The 18,989-nt window shown below is 30.2% G+C and carries 17 protein-coding genes; all 17 read right to left on the reverse strand.

From position 1 onward, the window contains the following. Nucleotides 1-110: 110 nt before the first annotated feature. A complete protein-coding gene (tilS, locus tag KQI38_RS14745) occupies nucleotides 111-1,493 on the reverse strand; it encodes a tRNA lysidine(34) synthetase TilS (protein ID WP_216560779.1) in 1,383 nt (460 codons plus the stop codon). A gap of 152 nt (nucleotides 1,494-1,645) precedes the next feature. After that, nucleotides 1,646-3,973 (reverse strand): stage II sporulation protein E, encoded by a 2,328-nt coding sequence (gene spoIIE, locus KQI38_RS14750; protein WP_216560781.1) that lies wholly within the window; start codon nucleotides 3,971-3,973, stop codon nucleotides 1,646-1,648. 289 nt (nucleotides 3,974-4,262) lie between these two features. Next, nucleotides 4,263-4,682, reverse strand: coding sequence for a S1 RNA-binding domain-containing protein (locus KQI38_RS14755; protein ID WP_216560783.1), 420 nt, complete (start codon nucleotides 4,680-4,682; stop codon nucleotides 4,263-4,265). Nucleotides 4,683-4,750: 68 nt separating this feature from the next. Beyond that, nucleotides 4,751-5,077 (reverse strand): FtsB family cell division protein, encoded by a 327-nt coding sequence (locus KQI38_RS14760; RefSeq protein WP_256312759.1) that lies wholly within the window; start codon nucleotides 5,075-5,077, stop codon nucleotides 4,751-4,753. Between the two features lie 47 nt (nucleotides 5,078-5,124). Next, a complete protein-coding gene (yabQ, locus tag KQI38_RS14765; RefSeq protein ID WP_216560785.1) occupies nucleotides 5,125-5,592 on the reverse strand; it encodes a spore cortex biosynthesis protein YabQ in 468 nt (155 codons plus the stop codon). Nucleotides 5,593-5,612: 20 nt separating this feature from the next. Continuing rightward, nucleotides 5,613-5,891 carry a sporulation protein YabP gene (gene yabP / locus KQI38_RS14770; protein WP_216560792.1) on the reverse strand — a complete coding sequence of 93 codons (279 nt, stop codon included), beginning with the start codon at nucleotides 5,889-5,891 and terminating at the stop codon, nucleotides 5,613-5,615. Nucleotides 5,892-5,958: 67 nt separating this feature from the next. After that, complete coding sequence (locus KQI38_RS14775) at nucleotides 5,959-6,201, reverse strand: RNA-binding S4 domain-containing protein (protein ID WP_216560795.1); 243 nt, start codon at nucleotides 6,199-6,201, stop codon at nucleotides 5,959-5,961. Nucleotides 6,202-6,359: 158 nt separating this feature from the next. Continuing rightward, on the reverse strand, nucleotides 6,360-6,638 hold the full coding sequence (locus KQI38_RS14780; RefSeq protein ID WP_094902646.1) for an HU family DNA-binding protein: 279 nt from the start codon (nucleotides 6,636-6,638) through the stop codon (nucleotides 6,360-6,362). Between the two features lie 89 nt (nucleotides 6,639-6,727). Beyond that, entirely contained in the window at nucleotides 6,728-8,188 is a 1,461-nt protein-coding gene (yabN, locus tag KQI38_RS14785) for a bifunctional methyltransferase/pyrophosphohydrolase YabN (RefSeq protein ID WP_216560797.1), read from the reverse strand. 27 nt (nucleotides 8,189-8,215) lie between these two features. Then, on the reverse strand, nucleotides 8,216-9,862 hold the full coding sequence (locus KQI38_RS14790; RefSeq protein ID WP_216560799.1) for a putative polysaccharide biosynthesis protein: 1,647 nt from the start codon (nucleotides 9,860-9,862) through the stop codon (nucleotides 8,216-8,218). Nucleotides 9,863-10,035: 173 nt separating this feature from the next. After that, nucleotides 10,036-10,587, reverse strand: coding sequence for a stage V sporulation protein T (spoVT, locus tag KQI38_RS14795; RefSeq protein ID WP_216560801.1), 552 nt, complete (start codon nucleotides 10,585-10,587; stop codon nucleotides 10,036-10,038). Between the two features lie 168 nt (nucleotides 10,588-10,755). After that, nucleotides 10,756-11,697, reverse strand: a complete 942-nt coding sequence (locus tag KQI38_RS14800; protein ID WP_216560803.1) for a SurA N-terminal domain-containing protein — start codon at nucleotides 11,695-11,697, stop codon at nucleotides 10,756-10,758. A gap of 49 nt (nucleotides 11,698-11,746) precedes the next feature. After that, the gene (gene mfd, locus KQI38_RS14805; RefSeq protein ID WP_216560805.1) at nucleotides 11,747-15,265 is read right to left on the reverse strand and encodes a transcription-repair coupling factor; all 3,519 of its coding nucleotides are present in this window, start codon (nucleotides 15,263-15,265) and stop codon (nucleotides 11,747-11,749) included. 35 nt (nucleotides 15,266-15,300) lie between these two features. Then, nucleotides 15,301-15,882 carry an aminoacyl-tRNA hydrolase gene (gene pth, locus KQI38_RS14810; protein ID WP_216560807.1) on the reverse strand — a complete coding sequence of 194 codons (582 nt, stop codon included), beginning with the start codon at nucleotides 15,880-15,882 and terminating at the stop codon, nucleotides 15,301-15,303. A gap of 20 nt (nucleotides 15,883-15,902) precedes the next feature. After that, nucleotides 15,903-16,850: a ribose-phosphate diphosphokinase gene (locus KQI38_RS14815; RefSeq protein ID WP_276515592.1), complete on the reverse strand. Its 948-nt coding sequence runs from the start codon at nucleotides 16,848-16,850 to the stop codon at nucleotides 15,903-15,905. Between the two features lie 28 nt (nucleotides 16,851-16,878). Next, nucleotides 16,879-18,258, reverse strand: coding sequence for a bifunctional UDP-N-acetylglucosamine diphosphorylase/glucosamine-1-phosphate N-acetyltransferase GlmU (gene glmU, locus KQI38_RS14820; RefSeq protein ID WP_216560809.1), 1,380 nt, complete (start codon nucleotides 18,256-18,258; stop codon nucleotides 16,879-16,881). 378 nt (nucleotides 18,259-18,636) lie between these two features. Beyond that, nucleotides 18,637-18,900 carry a septation regulator SpoVG gene (gene spoVG / locus KQI38_RS14825; RefSeq protein ID WP_094902529.1) on the reverse strand — a complete coding sequence of 88 codons (264 nt, stop codon included), beginning with the start codon at nucleotides 18,898-18,900 and terminating at the stop codon, nucleotides 18,637-18,639. Nucleotides 18,901-18,989 lie beyond the last annotated feature (89 nt).

The raw sequence follows: 18,989 nt of genomic DNA on the forward strand, positions 1-18,989 counted from the left end.
TTGTTAATTAATTATTAAAAAGGCTTCTATCGAAACATTATAAGGTTGCCTTTTTGGGAATCTATATAGGTCAAGTTCATATTAATATAAACTATAAAGTAAGAACTTTCCTATAGATTATAAGATATGGATAAAATTCTTTTTGTCTTCTTAGTAATTTTATATAAATCATTAATCCTATATCCTACTACCCATAAAATATTTTCATCATCTACTATTAAAGGAATCTTATCTCTTGTTTCCTTTGGAACTTTTTCATCAATAAAATAATCTTTGAGCTTTTTTGTACCTCTCATACCAAATGGTATCAATCTGTCTCCATCTAATCTATTTCTTACAGCTAAGTTCCCTCTAATCATATCAAGATCAAAATACTTAATATTTGTACCCTTATTCATAGTAAAACCATCATCCATAGGAAAAATTTCAATATTAAATGAATACCCTATATCCTCAAGATCATTAAACCCTGGAAACCTTAACCTATATAGATATTTCTTTACCTCTTTTTCAATATCGTTTTTAATTATCAAATCCCCATAACTAATCTTACCAACTATATTATTTGACAAATGAACTTCTTTTCCTGTATCGGAGTTCATAAGAAGATTTATAACTGAAGATATTTGAGTTTCTGTAATTCCCTGTAAAGAACCATTGATTTTTAATATAGAACGCCTTATAATCCTTTGCTGAATACTTCTATGCTCCTGTAATAATTTCTCGCCATCTAAAATTATACTATGTTTATCCTCACTTTTCACTATAATATTATATCTTCCCTCAGAAAATTCTTCTAAAAACCTACTATCCATAGAAGAAACTCTAGACATCCTCCAAAGAGTACTTACTATATTGGGATTGAAATTTTCTTTTATATAAGGCATCAACTCTAATCTAATCTTATTTCTACTATAAATAGGTTCTAAATTTGTTTTGTCCAATACGGTTTCTATCTTATTATTATCTATATATGCTTCAATTTCCTTTCTATCTATACCCAGTATTGGTCTAATTATATCTTGAGTTATAAAATCCATACCCTTTAATCCATCAATTCCTGTTCCTCTTAAAAACCTCATAAGCAAAGTTTCTGCTTGATCATTCATATTATGAGCTACAGCTATCTTTCCACCGCCTGATTCGGAAAGGATTTCTCTAAAAAATCCATATCGTAATTCTCTTCCAGCTTCTTCAGCTGATATTCCCTTTTTCTTTCCATACTCAACCATGTTTACATTCTTAGTATAATAAGGCAAATTAAGTTTTTTGGCAATCTTTTCAACAAATAGTTGATCTGATTTAGCATCCTCACCTCTTACACCATGATTTACATGAGCAACATGTATATTAAAGTTAATTAAACTTCTAATCTCCTGTAAAACATATAGCAGCGCCATAGAATCTGGTCCCCCAGAAACTCCCACTACTATATTATCATTTTCTTCAATCAAATTATACTCCCTAATAGTAGATAATACTTTATTTTTCAAAATAACCACCCTTAATTATAGAACTTAATATGAACTATACCCTTATTATAACCTAATTGTCAACAGAATTTAAGGTTGCACGAATAATATTTATTCTTTGCAACCTTATTTTATAAACCAAAGATATTACCTACTATTTTATATTTACTATTTTATACGTTTTTCCAAACTTTTGTTACTAAAACTGTCATATCATCTCTAGTGTTAGATGCCGTCAATTGAGCTCTTTTTAATATTTCATTGGCTATAGTCTGAGGATTGATACTATTTATATTTATTATGATATCTTTCATCCAAGCTTCTGCATTCTCTATATCTCTATTTGCATCTAATACTCCATCTGACATCATAATAATAATATCTCCATCTTCAACATACTCCTCATAAAGATTGAAATCAATATCTTTTAATATCCCCACAGGTAAAGTCCCAGAATTAATTATTTCAACTCTATCCTTCTTTTTTATAAAAGTTGCAGGTGCCCCTGTTTTTATCATCTGTAATTTACCTAGATACAAGTCTATAAAAGAAATATCTAAAGTGGCAAACATTTCTTCGTTAGATTTTGCTCTTAGAACAGAATTTATTGTCTTCAGTATTATATCTTTATCTACATTTGCTTCCATCAACCTTTCTAAAAGAGAAATCGCCACTTTACTTTCTTCATTAGCTCTTCTTCCAATACCCATTCCATCACTTAATGCTGAATAATGAGTGTTTTCAATTTCTCCAAAAGTAAAGCTATCTCCCGATATTTTATTCTCTGAATTAGACAAAACTGCCATTTTAGTCATAGCACTAAATCTATTAGATCTTAAAAGTTTAAACCTTTGCCTTCTGTTAGATATACTATTAAAACTAGAATCACTTATCACCGGAAAATCCAAGCTTTGAGATATCATCGCTTTTAATTTATTATCATTTCTTACTGGTGTATTTAAATCTATAAATATCTCGAAATCTTCTTCTCCTATTTGTACTACAGATACATCTTTAATATCTATCCTATTATTTTTTAAGTCTTTATATAAATTCTCTTCTATTTCTTTATTAAATGTAGGATTTGTATAAATATCTGTAGTTATATTTTGTATTACCTTACCAACCCCATCTAATTGCTCTGATAATAAAATCCTATTTTCTCTTAATTTCAATTCCCAGTTATGGTTTAGTTTAAGTCTTTCTACAGCTCTATCTACAGCCTCTATTATTTCTCCATGTCTGATACAAAACTTCCTTGCTTCTGAATCAACAGCTTCATTGTCAGTACTTTTTATTTCTGCAAGAGCTACTAGGTTAAAAAAACTCTGATAAGTACTATAATAATTTCTCTCCCAACAGCTTTCATATTTGGAACAGCCTGTACATATACAATTCGCTATGCCGTCCACCATGCTATATATCTCTCCTGTAGAGTGAAAATCTCTTTCCTCCGCAGATTCTTTAAATGTAGCACTTAAGTTATTAAATAATTCAATCATTCTATTTATCTTCTTAACTACAATTTCATCTCTCTTTTGAGCATAATCTTTCTTAAACTCTAGATCCATATTAAATATTTCTGATACTTTTATGCCTATTTTATCTACACTTATTAAAAAGAATAATGTTGCTATTATTATTTCCTTAAAATTAAGAAAGGACGTTCCTAATCCATTTATATAAAAAGAAATAATTCCATTTCCAAGTAAAAATCCTAATGCTGATCCAAAACTTCCTAAGTCCTTAAATATGCCTGATAATAATCCTGCAATTCCAAATATTCCTATAATAAAAGGCATTTCTGGATGGGATATATATGCTACCATACCCAAAATTATTCCTGTGGTTCCACCAAAAAACGCTCCATAGCTATAGGATAAATATAATATCATGACTATACTAACTAAATTTTTGATTGCAATGCCTAATATCATGGTATTTTTAATTCCTGCTAATGCTAGTGCCAATGTTATAAAGGAACAAATTGTCTTTTCATTATTTAAAATTGCTCCACCAGTTCTTTCTATAGGAAGACTAAAAGAAAAAATATAAGTCATAGTAAAAACAATTATTCCTTCAAACAAAGCTAAAAATAGATCATAAATAAAAATTGTATTCCCTAATACAACCCCAAGAACTCTGCAACTAGTAAATATTAAAGCTGCCACCAAGGATGCTTTTAATAAGGAATAGGATTTTTCTTCCTTTAACATAGCAAAAAAGATATGAATCAAAAGATAAGCCAATATATAACTTACTCCTTTTGCTCCCTGCAGTGTTAAGGTTCCAATTAGCACTGATAGTAATATGTGAATATTCAAGCTCTTCATTATTATATAAGCAGATAAAAATGCAAATCCAAAAGGAGTAAGCTTATTAAGTATATTTGCTCGAGCTAGAAAAAATCCCATAATCATTGTTATGATTATACCTTTATCCATCCTAAGTCCTAAATCGTACCAAGATCTTTTAGTAGTTAAAGAATCAGTCCTCATCATAAAAATCACTCCCGTTATTTGTATTTAATTCAATACTAGCAAAAGAAGTATTAATAATTTGTCAAATCTCAGCATGTGCTTTTAAGAAATTTCAGACATAAAACATGGCTATATCCCATAACCTTAAGTTTTCCTAAGGAAATCTTAATATTATTTACTTTAACTCCTAAGTATTGTTTTTTCAATATTTATAACTGTAAGGACCTATTTTTATATTAAATGTATAATTTTGTAGTTTTATTGTAGTAAAGAGCAAAACAAAAAATAAAAAAACCGGATTTAACCGGTTTTATGAATCTATTCCACTCATCTTCTTTTGTTTAATGCTACTGCTTTTTCTATTATCTCTTGTTTTTAATTGATCTTGTTTCTCATTACTATCTTTCAAAAATTTACTAATCTTGTCTTCAAAAGACATATACTTTTGTTTGTCGTCTGGCTTATTCCACTCAATTTCAACTGGCTTTGTGGTTTTAGGCTTTGCTTGTCTTATGGAAAGGCTAATTTTACCTTCATTTGAAATCGATAGAATCTTAACCTTAACTTTTTGATCTTTTTTTAAATGATCACTTACTTTTTCTACATAATCTTGTGATATCTCTGAAATATGAACAAGTCCACTTTTCCCTTCTGGTAGTTGAATAAAGGCTCCAAAGTTTGTTATCCCTGTGACAGTGCCATCAACTACTTCTCCTACGGATACCGGCATAAATTAATGATTCCTCCTTAAAAATAATTTTCTTAGTTTAGTATATATTAGAAATCTTTCAATGTCAATTAGTTCTGGTTCTTTATAACACTTAAGAAAGGATTTTTCTTTTTATTTTTATCAATATAAATTATTTCCCTTGGTTTTACCATCCCTAAATCGTCTCTTGCTACCTTTTCCACGAATTGCAAACTATCACTATTTTCAATTTCTTTATTTAAATTTTCTATATCTTTCTCTAAAGCTTGAACTTCAGATGCAATCTCTTGTTTTTTCAACTCTAAATTCTTCATCAAATTCCTTTGGTTCCAAAATATAACTCCCACATATATAAATAAAAACCAAACTACTATATGTATTAGTTTTATTTTTTTCTTCTTTTGATTTTTTTTCACGATATCACCACCTATATATACTATTCTACAAAAATTTAAAAAATCCTCTATTTTTTCGTAGAAATTATTTTTTTATATTTTTTTGTTTGTCTTATGATTTCTATCGGAACTTTTTTTATTTTCTTAAAAGTTGGAGACGACTTACTTTTCAAGAATTTAAAAGGATATAAGATTAAAGATATAATTCCCATTGTAGTTTTTTTTATAACTCCTCCTATCTTAATACAAATTGTATAAATAAACTTACTAAATATCTTGTAATATATAAAAATACCTAAAATAAATCCAAGTATAATATATCCCCTAAGCTCTCCCCAGTTAATTTTTATAAGAACATAAAAAGATACGGAAGCAATTACTGTCCAAAGTAAAAGATCACCTAGGTAAGTAATAAATTTACTAGGCTTGGAAAAATACCTGATTGTCCTATATATATCATAAATAAACCCAGCTATCAATCCTCCGTAAATAGCAGTAAAGAACATATGTATTTCTAATATTAATGAAGTATCCATTTTCTTCTCCTTAAATAGATTTATTTGAATATCTTACCCATTATATTCTTTGGTGCCCCTTCCTTAGTCATATAGTTTACTCCATTAATTTTTCCTTCTATTTTCACACTGCCATCATCTAAATTTAGTTTAGATATATTTAGGCCTTCTCCCTTTATGGTCATTCCTCCCTTTACAGTTGTTAATACGATTGTATTATCATTAAAGCTTTCTACCTGCTCTACGCCTGTTACTGTCATCCTATCCCTATCTTCAATTACTATATTTTGATTTCTAAATTTAATTTTGTTTTCAGTCATTCTTATCCCCTCCATTTTCTTGACTACTAATATTTATGAAAAAAAAAAGACTTTTATTACAAAGTCTTTATCCTATCTTCTTATATAATTCTAATGCATTATCTTTTCTTACATTATCTGATATATCTAAAACTTGAATCTTCATAGATTCATTCCCAAAGGTAATACTAATTATGTCACCAACCTTAACTTCATCTCCAGGTTTAGCCTGTTTTTCATTTATAGATACTCTACCCTGTTCACATGCTTCCTTGGCTATAGTTCTTCTTTTTATTATTCTAGCATTCTTTAGAAATTTATCAATTCTCATATTAATCCTCCTTATAAGAAAAGCTTTTATTCGAAAATTTAGGGAAGTTTTTCTTGGCAATCTGCTTAAAACTTATTTAGGTCAAGTTCATTAAGTAAATTAATATAGCACAACTTTCCTATTCATTATAAAAAAATCAGGTCAGAGACCTGATTTTATTATTTGTTTACTATTTCTTTTAAAGCCTTTCCTGCTTTAAATACTGGTGCTTTTGAAGCTGCTATCTTAATTACTTCTTCTGGATTTCTAGGATTTCTACCTTCTCTAGCTTTTCTTTCTCTTACTTCAAAAGTACCAAAGCCAACAAGTTGTACTTTTTCTCCTTTTGCTAATGTTTCTTCTACTGCTTTCATAAATGCGTTTAATGCACCTTCTGCATCCTTTTTAGTTAAGTTACTTTTCTCTGCTATACTTGCCACTAATTCAGCTTTGTTCATAATAATTTCCTCCTCATAGTTTTATTGTTTAATTAGTAATTCTATATAAATTTAAAAAATCCTTCTTTTATTATATAATTGTTAGCATTTTAATGGATTTTATGTATTTTTGCTTGATTCCATAATTCATCCATTTCATCTAAGGTCATTTCTTCAAATTTTTTGCCAAGTTCTTCTAGTTTTTCCTCCATAAATTCAAATCGCTTAATAAACTTATTTATAGTTCTATTTAAAGCTACTTCTGGATTTACTTTTAAAAATCTAGAAAGATTAACTATTGCAAAAAGTAAATCTCCTAATTCCTCCTCTGTTCTTTCATCACCCCCTCCAAATTTTTCCATAGCTTCTAATACCTCTTGATACTCTTCAATTACTTTATTTAATGGTCCATCTATATTGTCCCAATCAAATCCAATTTCTGCTGCCTTTTCTTGAATTTTAAAACTGGTCATGAGAGCTGGTAGCTTTGGTATATCTTTTAGTTTATCTGTGAAACTATGGATATCCCTTTTAGCATATTTTAGCATATTCCAATTATATACTACTTCTTCAGAGTTTTCCACACTTTTTTGAGAAAAAACGTGTGGATGTCTATAAATTAATTTATTTGCAAGTGATGATGTTACATCATATAGACTAAACTCCCCTTCTTCAAATGCAATTTGTGAATGAAATATAACTTGAAGCAATAAATCACCTAATTCTTCCATAAGTCCATCAATATCATTTTTATCGATTGCATCAACTACTTCATAAGCTTCTTCAATCACTGATTGACGTATGGATTCATGAGTTTGCTCCATATCCCAAGGGCAGCCATTTTCAGATCTCAATATTTTCATTATACCCAATAAATCGTTGAAATCAAATACTTTCTTATGTTTTCCATCTATTTTTGGGACGAATATACTAGTTAGAGGTCCGACTTCTTCAAATCTATCCAATTCATAGATAGGTACAAGATGCTTTTTCTCGTTCTCCTTCACTCCAGCACTATTGACTAAATAGACTTCATACTCATCACCATAAATCTCTGATAGTATAATCTTAACTTCAGATATTATTCTATAATTATACACTTGTGTGATTATCATGTCTACATTAATATCTACTATTAATCCATTAAATTCTGCACCATCTACTATTTTAAGACCATTGATTGGGTCCCTTCCTACTAGCTCAATCATAGGTTCAATAAAGCTCATGCCAGATATTATTTCTATATCTACCTCTCTCTCCATTAAAAGCTCTACAGTTTTCTCTGCAACTAAAGGATTCCCAGGTACAAAGTAATTTATACTTGAATTTTTCTTGGATTCTTCAATTAAATCTTCAGCTATCTTCTCATATACCTGTCCAAAACTATCTTTAGTATCATATAAAAAATCATATGATTTGTAAGGAATATTTTTATCTACAAAATATTTAACAGTAGGATGTTTTTCTGTTCTTAAAAAATTTTTATCTCCTGCATTTATTCTATCTACTGCTCCTAACGTAAGAGAGTCAATGCTTCCAGGCCCTAAGCCTATTATATATATTTTACCCATAACTCTTCTCCTTTGTATATGCCTTAACTATTTAATTAATTTAAATTTTTCTAATTTTTTTCCTATTTTATCACCTTTAGGTAATAAACTCCAGTCCTCTTCAGTAATAGAACCTGTTAGAACTAAGAGTACCACATAAACTATAACACCAACTAAGACTGCACCTAGTGTAGAAAGTTTCTCTAGTCTGGTTATCATTTCATTTGCAACATTTATTTTAGCTACAATATTAATTAATCCCATATAAGAGATAAATGCTGCTATTGCCATTCCTAATGATGCAATAAATGGCTTAATGAATATATCCTTAATATTTAATCTTATCTTAGCATATTTTACTACACTAATTAAATCTAAAATAGCTGCAATCCCAAAAGCCACAACAGTAGAGATAGCTGCACCATAAATATTTATGCTCGGTATAACAGTTAAAGTATATGAAAGAAAGATTTTAACCACTGCTCCAACAAATAAATTAATTGCTGGTACACCAGGCCTGCCTAGACCTTGTAATATAGCAGATAGTGCTTGAACCATTGTCAGAAATATTACACTAAAAGCTAAAATAGATAAAGAATTACTAACATTAATTATAGTTGCCACATCATTCTTATAATATAACAATTCTATTATAGGTCTTGCTAGTACAAATAATCCTAATGTACATGGCAATCCTATTAATAGAGTAATCCTTATCCCTGAAGCAATGGTAGATTCCATCTCCTTCTTATTTTTTCTGGCATTTGCATCAGATACAGCAGGTACTAAGCTCATTGATATGGCTATAGAAAATACTTGAGGTAGATTGATTAATGTCTGTGCCATTCCCTTTAAGTTTCCATATAAACCATTTGCTTCTGCCTCTGTATATCCGATAATTTGAAGTCTTGTAAGTACTAGTTCTAAATCTATATAATCCATAATAGGCACAATAGAAGCACCTATTGTAATTGGAATAGCTATTATAAGAAGGTCCTTTATAATTTGATTTATCTCATACTCATCAGTATCTATGCTGCTCTTTAATTCTTTTTTAATTTCTTTTCTTCCATAAAAATAAATAAGTGCCATAGTAGCAGCTCCTGCTATAGCTCCTGCAGATCCTCCAAATGATGCTCCACCTGCTGCCATGGGAATTCCTTTATCTAATAACAAATATGTTAATGTTAATCCTGCCCCTACTCTAAATAACTGCTCAACTATTTGAGATAAGGCCGTTGGTACCATTAGTTGTCTTCCTTGAAAAAATCCTCTGAAAGCCGACATAATTGGTACGAAAAATAAAGCTGGTACTAGTGCAATCAATGCATAGTAGGCATTTTTATTTCCAAGTCTATCTACTATACTTTCTGCTCTAAAAAACAAGAATAAAGAAGTCAATAATCCTCCGATTGCTAATCCTAAGAGAGTTACTTTAAAAACCTTATATGCCGCCTTAAAATCTCCTACTGCTCTTTTCTCTGATACTAATTTAGCTATGGCTATAGGGAAGCCTGCTGTAGATATAGTAAGCAATAGTGTGTACAAAGGATAGGCTGTTTGATAATATCCCATACCTTCTGACTTTATTATATTTGATAATGGTATCCTATAAACTGCACCTAAAATCTTTACAATTACTCCAGCTATACTTAAAATAGCCGCTCCCCTCAGGAAGTTATTTTTCTTAGTCATGAAATTTCCCCCTAAAACATAATCTTTTATATTATATCATTTAATTTAATAAAATAATACAAGTAAAAAAGGCTTCTATCAACTGTTATTAAGATAGCCTTTTTCGAAATTCATTTAAAGCAAAATTTTTCTATTCGTTATAAAAGATAAACCTACCCTTATGGGTAGGTCTACTAATTTTCCATTTGCTTAGATAAAAAGCCTGCTGCTGTTTCTGTCAACTTTATTTCTAATTCACCCATAACTGCATTTGATTCTTTCGATATTAATATCACAGATCCAATAGGATCACCTTGCATAATTATAGGTGCAATAACTTGTGCTGTGTACTTATCCTGATTAGGGTCCTCATATGTTATTTTCATAGGTTTATTATCATCATTAGTTGAATAAGTACTTCTGTTTTCTGTTAACTTCTCTAACTCTGGGCTAATTCTTTTCTCTAAATATTCTCTCTTAGATCCTCCAGATATAGCTATTATAAAATCCCTATCTGATATCATAGCCGTATGATTTGTACTTTCATGAAGAGAATCGCAATACTCTTGAGCAAACTCATTTAATTCTCCAATAGGAGAATATTTCTTAAGTATAACCTGACCTTCTCTATCAGTGAATATCTCTAGAGGATCTCCTTCTCTTATCCTCAAGGTTCTTCTTATTTCTTTCGGAATTACAACTCTACCTAATTCATCTATTCTTCTAACAATTCCTGTAGCCTTCATTAGTTAACCTCCTATAACAATAATTGTGTAGTGAGATTATTATTTAACTAAAAGGAAATTTTTATACATCTTTGTAAGATTAGGTTAAAGTATTTACATTAATTAACTTAAAGTTAAAAATGTAGACCTGACATAATGTCAGGTCCTTTGATATTAACATGTTTTTTATTATTTAGCTTTAATATCTAAATAAATCTTAACCTTAGAGTTATCTCTTAATTTTTGAATTTTTTCTAGATATTTATTATCTTTTAATAGTCCGATTATATCATCCTTTAATGCTTCATAAGTATCCTTTTTATCTTCAACATGAATAATATGATACCCTACTTCAGTATGAACTAAATCACTGGTTTCTCCAGGATTTAAGGCAAAAGCAGCTTCTTCAAATTCAGCAATCATGTCTCCCTTACCAAAGTAGTTTAGACTTCCACCTTCTAAAGCAGATGCCTTATCAATAGATACTTCTTCTGCGAGTTTCCCAAAATCTTCTCCTGCTTTAAGTCTCTCTAATACTTTCTTACCCTCATCTTCAGTCTTAACTAAAATATGAGATGCTTTTACTACAACTAAATTTTCTTTATTATCATCAAAATATTTTTTGGCTTCTTTTTCATCTATAGAAGTACTATCTATAAAAGCTTCTCTATGTTTATTAAATAGTAACTCTTTTCTTAGATTTTCCTCAAAAAATTCTTTTGATAACTGATTACTCTTTAAAAATTCATCAAACTTTTCTTGTCCTTCCATAAGGGTAATATATTCTTCCATTTGTTTTTGAATTTCCTCTGGAGTAACTTCTATATTCATATCCTTCGCTTCTTTTGCCACAAGTCTTTCCATTATTAATTTTTCAATTATATTTTCTTTAAGGCTTTCCCCTAAGATTCTACCATCTTCTCCAACTTGAGTCATAGCATCTTCACCAAGCTGTTGCTCATATATTCTTTTAAATACTTGAAAATCACTTTCAAATTCTTCCACTGTGATTCCTTCTCCATCTACCTTTGCAACAAGACCTTCTTCTTTACTATTACATCCACTTACAGTTAAAATAAGTGCCAATAATAATCCTATTATTAAAAATCTTTTACTTCTTGTTTTGTTCAATACTAACATCCTTTCTAAGTCTATTTATTAAATCTGCATTCATTATCTATTATATATTATTTTTTCTATGATTAAAACCATTAATTTTTTCAACCAAAGATTTTAACTCATCTAAAATTTTATCCTTTGACCTAAATTTAAAGGATGGTTCAGTAGATAAATCAAATGATAATCTTCTTCCATATTCAGTAGATAAGAGGTGCAACAGCTCAACTGATATATTTTCTGTAGAGCTAAACTCTAAGATAACCTCTTTGTCTATTTGGATTATATTTCTAATATTATTTTTACTTCCTAAATACCTGATGTAAGAAATATCCATTAGATTTTCAACTTCCTTAGGTAAATCTCCAAATCTATCGATTAGTTCATCCAGTAATTCCCTATAATCATCCATATTAGAAATAGAAGCAATTTTTTTGTACACTTCTATCTTCTGTTCTTCATCTTCAATATACCTAGACTTAATATACCCATCTACTTTTATATCAACTGTAGTATCTATATGTTCTTCGACTTTCTCACCCTTCAGCCTCCTAATAGCCTCATTTAAGAACTTTACATATAAATCATATCCTATGGCCTCAATATGACCATGCTGTTCTAATCCTAGAAGATTTCCTGCACCTCTTATTTCCAAGTCTCTCATAGCTATTTTGAAACCTGAACCAAATTCTGTAAATTCCTTTATAGCTCTAAGTCTTTTTTCTGCTACCTCTGATAACACTTTATTTTTCTCATAGGTAAAGTATCCATAAGCTATCCTATTAGACCTTCCTACCCTTCCCCTAAGTTGGTATAGTTGAGATAGTCCCATCTTATCAGCATCATGTATTATTATAGTATTTACATTTGGAATATCTAATCCTGTTTCAATAATAGTAGTGCATACTAGAACGTCCACTTCTTTTTCTAAAAAGCTAACCATTACCTTCTCTAATTCTCGCTCACTCATTTGACCATGTCCTATGGAGAATTTTGCTTCTGGTACTAATTTTCTAAGCATAGAAGCAATCTTATCTATAGTCTCGACCCTATTATATACAAAATAAACCTGTCCTCCACGACCAACTTCCTTTAGTATTGCATCTCTGATCATTTGTTCATTAAATTCAACAACATAGGTTTGTACGGGATACCTTTCCTCTGGAGGATCTTCAATAACAGACATATCTCTAATGCCTGATAAGGACATATGTAATGTCCTAGGTATAGGTGTAGCTGTAAGAGTAAGTACATCCACTGTTTCTTTAAATTTTTTAAGTGCCTCTTTATGCTTTACGCCAAATCTCTGTTCTTCATCTATTATTAATAAACCCAAATCATTAAAAGAAACATCTTTAGATAATAATCTATGAGTACCTACTACAATATCAACAACACCTCTTCTAATGCTATCAATTGCAAGTTTTTGTTCTGCTTTAGTTCTGAACCTACTAAGGGTAGCTATTTTAACGGGAAAATTGGCAAATCTCTCCATTATTGTATTATAATGCTGCTGTGCAAGAATAGTAGTAGGTACTAGAAAAGCTACTTGTTTTCCATCCATGACAGCTTTAAATGCTGCTCTTAAAGCCACTTCCGTTTTCCCATATCCAACATCACCACAAAGAAGTCTATCCATTGGTTTTGGTCTTTCCATATCCTTCTTGATTTCTATAATACTCCTAGACTGTCCTTCTGTCTCTTCATAAGGGAATAAATCTTCAAATTGTCGTTGCCATTCACCATCCTTAGAGAAAACAAATCCCTTATAACTCTCTCTCTTTGCATATAGCTCTAATAAATCATGAGCCATATCTTCTACAGCCTTCTTAGCTTTTTCCTTAGTTCTAGCCCATTCTGAACTAGATAGTTTATTTACTTTTGGTTTTATGCTATCAGAGCCGATATACTTCTGGATTAAATGCATTTGATCTATAGGTACATATAGCTTATCTTCGCCTTTATACCTTATAGTAAGATAATCCTTCTTTATTCCTTGAATGTTAAGCTGCTCTACACCTTCATATCTACCTATTCCATGGTTTTCATGCACTACATAATCGCCAACATTCAAATCAGAAAAGCTAATGGATTTTCTAGGATCTCTTTTCCTTAATTTTCCTGTCTTTTTCTTTCCCGCACCAAATATTTCTTTATCACTGATAACAATAAGCTTTAAAGCTGGATATTCAAATCCTCCATGAATACTACCAGGTGTAATAAAAACTTGTGAGGACTTAATCTCAGCATTTTTATCTATCATAAAGTTTGATTCTATACCCATTTCCAATAATGTTTTATAAAGCCTTCTACCTCTTTCTTCTGTTCCTGAAAGTATAATTATTTTATATCCTCTATATTTAAAATGATCGATATCCTCTTTTAAAATATCCATCTTATTATGATAAGATGGCATTCCTTTTACGGAGAAATTATGAATTACTTTAGGTTTAAAACTATTATCTCCACTTAAAAGTGCACTATTTGTGATACATATTCTTTTCTTTATTTCTTCTAATAGTTCATCATAACTATAAAGAATATTGGCATGTAAAGGTAATACCTCTCCAACTTCATAGAGGTCTGTAAACTTTAGATTAAAATCACTTCCAGCATTTTTTACACTTTCTTCTATTCTTTTAGGCTCGTCTATATAAATTATTGCGTCTTCTTTTAAATAACTAATTATAGATGACAGATATTCTTTTGGTATATAAGGAATTATCATATCCATATTAGATATAAATAATTTTTCAGTTAAATGCTCCTTATATTTATTAAACTTACTTTCTAAGTTTTCTTTTTCTATTACACTAATCTTTGACTTAGATAAAGATTTAAATAAATCTTTATTCAAGTTGTCAATTATATTCTCTCTATATTCATCTAATATCAAAGTTTCTTTTACTGGAAATATGAATGTATAATCGAGGACTTCAATAGATCTTTGATTCGTAATATCAAAAGTCCTTATAGAATCAATTTCCTCATCAAACAATTCAATTCTAATAGGGTTCCCGCTATATGGCGGAAAGAAATCCATAATTCCACCTCTTAAGCTAAACTGTCCTATACCTTCCACCATATTTACTCTTTCATATCCACCATCTGTCAACAACTTAATTAAATCATCTAAGTTTATTTCTTCTCCTAATCTCAATTCATGGGAATAGGACTTCAAAACATCTATAGACATAAGCTTATGAAATATGGCTTCTATAGAGGTAACTAATAATAAATCTTCACCTTTTACAAGTCTAGATACAATCCCAAGCCTTTCATTGGTACTTTCATAGCTGAAGGCATCTACTTCATAAAAAACTAATTCCCTTTTTGGAAGCAGAAATACATTATTATTTCCTAAGTTTCTTATATCTTCATAAATCTTTCTACTTCTTACCTCGTTGTAAGTTACCAATAGTATTTGCCTTTTAGTATGCTCCCTTAGGGCATAGAGAATATGTCCTATGCTTTCATCAATAATACCATAAGTGGCCATAGGACTATTCTTCTTTTCTATATCTGTCTTCAGCTTATTATAAACATCTAAGTTATTTAGCGGATCTACTAAAAAATTTAGCATACCTTCACTCCTTCGGAAAAGACCATAGCCCAGGTCTAATCCTGGGCTCTATTTCCTTTAGTATTGAATTCATTCATCGCTTGCTCTATACCATGTTTTATAATTGCTTCTACTGATTCGGCTCCAGTTAAAATAGATATTTCAATAATTTCCCTCTCTTCTTTTGGAAATCTACTTAAAACGAAATTTGCTAAATCTTGATTTTCATGTTTCTTTCCAATGCCTATTTTGACCCTAGGAAAATCATCTCTTTGAAGTAGGTATATTATAGATTTTAATCCATTATGAGATCCAGCACTTCCCTTTCTCTTTATTCTTACTGCAGCAAAATCAATATCAATATCATCAACTATAACTATAATATTATCAATAGGAACTTTATAAAAATTATATATATCTCTAACAGTAATTCCACTATTATTCATATAAGTTTGTGGCTTTACAAGAAGAACCTTTTCACTACCAATTATTCCTTCTCCATAAACTGACTTAAATTTTATTTTATTAATTTTAATATTATTCCTCTCTGCTAATAAATCTATTGTATCAAATCCTATATTATGTCTCGTATTAGTATATTCCTTTCCAGGATTTCCCAAACCTACTACAACAAACAAAAAATCATCTCCTGTTTATTCTATTCAAATAATTTGCTTACAGATTCATTATCATGAATCCTTCTTATAGCTTCAGCAAATAGTGGTGCAACAGATACCACTTCGATTTTTTCAATCCTCTTTTCTCCTGAAATAGGTATTGTATCTGTAATAATAAATTTCTCTAATTCAGAATCTCTTATTCTTTCTATAGCTGGACCTGATAATACCCCATGAGTAGCACAACCATAAACCTTCTTTGCTCCAAAGTTTTTAAGTACACTGGCTGCCTTAGCTATAGTTCCTGCCGTATCAATAATATCATCAATTAATATGACATTCTTACCATTGATATCCCCTATAACATTCATCACTTCTGAAACATTTGCTTTAGGTCTTCTTTTTTCTATTATAGCTATTGGGAGATCTAATAAATTAGCAAAAGCCCTAGCTCTAGTTACACCACCTAAGTCAGGAGAAACTACAACTGTTTCTTCATCCACAATATCCTTAAAATATTCTGCTAGTATTGATACGCCTGAGAGGTGATCAACTGGAATATCAAAATATCCTTGAATCTGTGCAGCATGTAAGTCCATGCTTATTACTCTGTCTGCACCAGCCGTAGTAAATAAATTTGCTACTAACTTTGCTGTTATTGGTTCTCTGGCCTTAGTCTTTCTATCTTGCCTAGCATATCCATAATACGGAATTACAGCATTTACTCTGCCTGCAGATGCTCTTTTTACCGCATCTATAAGTATTAAAGTCTCCATTAAGTTATCATTCACAGGAGTACAAGTTGGCTGTACTATAAAAACATCTATCCCTCTAACAGTCTCACTGATGTTTACATTTATTTCTCCATCACTAAATTGACTAACATCACATGTCCCAAGTGGTATGCCCAGTTCTTTACAGATTTTTTCTGCTAGCTCTCTGTTTGCATTACCTGAAAAAACTTTCATTCCGCCCATACATAAATTCATTTTTATATATTCCTCCTAAGTTTATTTATTAATTTTTATATCCTTTTTTTTCTATCCAGCCATCTATATTTTTTTGCTCTGCTCTAGCAATAGACAAAGCTCCTTCTGGCACTTCTTTAGTTATAGTAGAGCCTGCTGCTACAAATCCCCATGGTTCTACATTAACTGGAGCAACTAAATTAGCATTACTGCCTATAAAAGCATTATCTCCTACTGTTGTCCTAAACTTTTCCCTGCCATTATAATTTACAAATACAACACCACATCCGATATTTACATTATAACCAACATCTGCATCTCCTATATAAGATAAATGACTGGCTTTTGTATTATCCTTGAGAGTTGAATTTTTAACTTCAACGAAATTACCAATTTTTACATTCTTACCAATATTGCTATTGGGTCTAAGATGAGCATGAGGCCCTATATGTGTATTTTCTCCGACAATACTATCCTCTATAGTTGAAGATTCAATACTAACTTCATTATGGATTATACTATTTATAATCCTAGAATTGTTCCTAATAATGCAATCTTCACCTATTTCAGTATTTCCTTCTAAACTTACTCCAGGATAAATAACTGTATCTCTTCCAATTTGAACTCCATCTTCAATGTATGTGTTCTCAGGATTTATTATAGTGACGCCATTTACCATATGATATTCATTTATCCTTTTTCTCATTACCTCTTCAGTAAATGCCAATTGAACTCTTGAATTGACACCATGTATTTCAATGGAATCTTCAATAACATAAGCTCCAACTCTATATCCTTCTTTCTTTAATATACCTATAACATCTGTGGCATAGTATTCATTCTGAGCATTATTGTTATCAATTTTACTTAAAGCATCCTTTAACAGTTTACCATTGAAGCAATATATACCAGAGTTGATTTCTTTTACTTTCTTTTCTTCATCTAAGGCATCTTTTTCTTCTACGATTTTAAGTATATCTCCAGTATCTTCCCTAATGATTCTACCATATCCTGTAGGATTATCTAAAATAGCAGTAAGTACTGTTGCCTGAAACTCATTTTCTTTGTGATAGTTAATTAACTTATTTATAGTCAACTCCGTAATAAGTGGTGTGTCCCCATAAAGAATGATTACAGTACTATTATCTTCTATATGATCTACTGCTTGCATTAAAGCAAAACCAGTGCCATAAGGAACATCTTCACCAATAGGCTGGTCCTTAAATACTATAGGATCATCCTTAAAATATTCTTTAACCATATCACCGCCATGACCTACAACAACTACATTTTTTTCTGTACCTGCACCTCTACTAGCCTTTATTACATATTCTAATATAGGTTTTCCACAAACCTTATGTAATACCTTAGAAAGCTTTGATTTCATTCTTGTGCCTTCACCCGCTGCTAATATAATAGAAATATTCATTTTTTACACCTCGATTTAAATTATCTATCAAGTAATATTTTAACCCATTTCTTATATAAGTCTACACTAAAATCTATAAAATTTATATAATTTCCTTGACATATATATAAAAGTTTCCTAATTGAACCATCAATAAGCCGAGTAAGTTTTTATAAAATCTATTTATTTCAAATATTAAAGAGAGCTTTCATATAGTTATAAAAAAGGCTTCTATACGAAATATTATAAGGAAGCCTTTTTGAGTCACTGCATAAACAACTTGTACGAAATCAAAGATTTTAGAAATCTGCTCAAAAATCATTTAAGTAAAATTCTTAATACTAAAAATAAAAGTAAATCTTTCCTATTCGTTATAAAAAAGAGCCCTGCGGCTCTTTTTTATTCTGTAGCTAAACTCTTTTCATATTCTCTAAAAATTGCTTCCTGAATTTTTTGCCTAGTTTCAGCATTAATAGGGTGAGCTATATCTCTGAACTCACCATCCGCCATTTTTCTACTTGGCATAGCAACAAATAATCCATTTTGACCTTCGATTATTTTGATATCATGAACTACAAATTCCTCATCAAAAGTAACGGATACTATTGCTTTCATTTTCCCCTCTTCTGATATTTTTCTTAATCTCACATCTGTAATCTTCATTACGTTTTAGCCCCCTTTATTTAAGTCACAAAAACTATTGAATATTCTCTATATTCTATAAAAGTTTTAAAAATCCTTCTTTTTTAAAA

The sequence above is a fragment of the Tissierella carlieri genome (assembly GCF_018917285.1).
In the GTDB taxonomy this organism is placed as follows: Bacteria; Bacillota; Clostridia; order Tissierellales; family Tissierellaceae; genus Tissierella; species Tissierella carlieri.